Annotated in this window: 1 protein-coding gene; it reads right to left on the bottom strand. The window is 43.5% G+C overall.

All coding sequences use genetic code 11. The features are described 5' to 3' along the window. Nucleotides 1-126 precede the first annotated feature (126 nt). Entirely contained in the window at nucleotides 127-1,320 is a 1,194-nt protein-coding gene (locus IQ228_RS25850) for an NAD(P)/FAD-dependent oxidoreductase (protein WP_027404058.1), read from the bottom strand. Nucleotides 1,321-1,616 lie beyond the last annotated feature (296 nt).

Raw genomic sequence — 1,616 nt, 5'->3', positions numbered from 1 at the left:
CCCCTACCCCCCCCTGCCTCTCTTCTCCCCCTGCTTGCCTTCACCCGTCATTTTCGGGTTGACAGACTACTAGTTTACCATTTCAGATCCCCGACTTCTTTGAGAAGTCGGGGATCTTTAATTTAATTACTTCGAAATGGCTTCTATTATGGGGCTAACTAACCAATTAAACCCGACTTTCAATTGATGATTTAACGTGGGTAAACGATATAGATAAGCCAGCCGACGGGCTAAGTAGGCAACAGAACCATCTAATTGCACACCTAACCCGGTGAGGGTGGCGTTATCTATTCCTAAAGCCATCATTTCTCCTAATGGTTGATAGCGGAAGGGGAGGAGGGGACGATTGGTGATGGTAGCCCAGATATTCCAAGCGGTATAATCGGCTTGTTGAAAGGCGACTTGGGCGGTGGCGGGGACTTGTTTTCCTTCTGCGTCGAGACAGTCGGCTAAGTCTCCTAAAGCAAAGATTTCGGGATGTTCTATGGCTTGTAGTTGGGCTGTGGTGGTGATTTGTCCGCGCTGATTGTGCTTGAGGGGTAAGGCTGTGACAACTGGAGAAACTTTTGTTCCCACTGTCCAAATGACTAAATCTACGGGTATGGTGTCTACTTGATTTTTATACTCTAGGGAGATGCTATCTTGATTAATTGCTGCTACTTTGGTTTCTAGGTCAATAAATACGCCTTTACTATCTAAGGCTTTTTTGGCGGCTTCACGGTTAAATTCTGGGGAAGTGCGTAAAATTTGGTCGCTGAGTTCAATGAGGCGGAAACGTCCTTTTTCACCGATTCTATCTGCTAGTTTACAAGCTAGTTCTACGCCGCTGTAACCTGCACCAACTATGGCAACACGGATTTTTTCTGGCTTTGCTGCTTCGAGAGTTCGCAAACGTTCTTCCAATTTGTAGGCATCAATAATAGTACGGAAAGGGTAAGCATGAGTGGCAGCACCGGGAACTAAGTCTAGGGGGGGTTCGCCACCTAATGCTAAGACTAAGCGGTCATAATTTAGTTCTGATTTATCTTGTAATTGAACTGTTTGCTTGCTAATGTCTATTGTGGAAACAGCGGCTTGGTGGAACTGGATTCCTGTTCCTTGCAGTAGTTCTGAGTATGGTGGGGCGATTTCCCAGGTTTGGAGTTCTCTGGTGAGGAGTTCGTAAAGCAGGGGAGAAAAGACAAAGCGATCGCTCTGATCTACTAAAATAATCTCAGGTTTGGGTGTAGATTCCCAGGGTAATTGGCTTAAACGAAGCGCGGTGTAGAGTCCACCAAAGCCACCGCCTAGTATACAAATTTTTGTAGTTGCTTGAGTCATAATTTTTTTAGGCGTTAAATCCTAGTCAGGTATTTATTTTAGTGTAATGTTTTATTACGGTTTCTTGCCGTTAACCGACAATCCTGATATCTATCTTTATGCAAATCAAGACAAATGGTAATTTTATTTATACTGAAAACGATTCATAGTTTAACCAAATATGAAACCCTTCTGGTAAACCTCTCCAGTATTAAATGTTATTCCTTTTCTCTCTTCTCTTAGGAGAGGGTTAGAGGGTGTTTGAAAAGTTATGGTTGATGTATCAAATATTTTTTACCCCTCCCTAACCCTGTCTC

The organism is Dolichospermum sp. LEGE 00246, from assembly GCF_015207865.1.
Classification (GTDB): domain Bacteria; phylum Cyanobacteriota; class Cyanobacteriia; order Cyanobacteriales; family Nostocaceae; genus Dolichospermum; species Dolichospermum heterosporum.
The sequence above is the reverse complement of the archived record's forward strand: the minus strand, read 5'-3'. Positions and strand labels throughout refer to the sequence as shown.

Coding starts and splice junctions, on each gene's coding strand:
- IQ228_RS25850 (WP_027404058.1), bottom strand. CDS start 1,320: ATGACTCAAGCAACTACAAAAATTTGTATACTAGGCGGTGGCTTTGGT.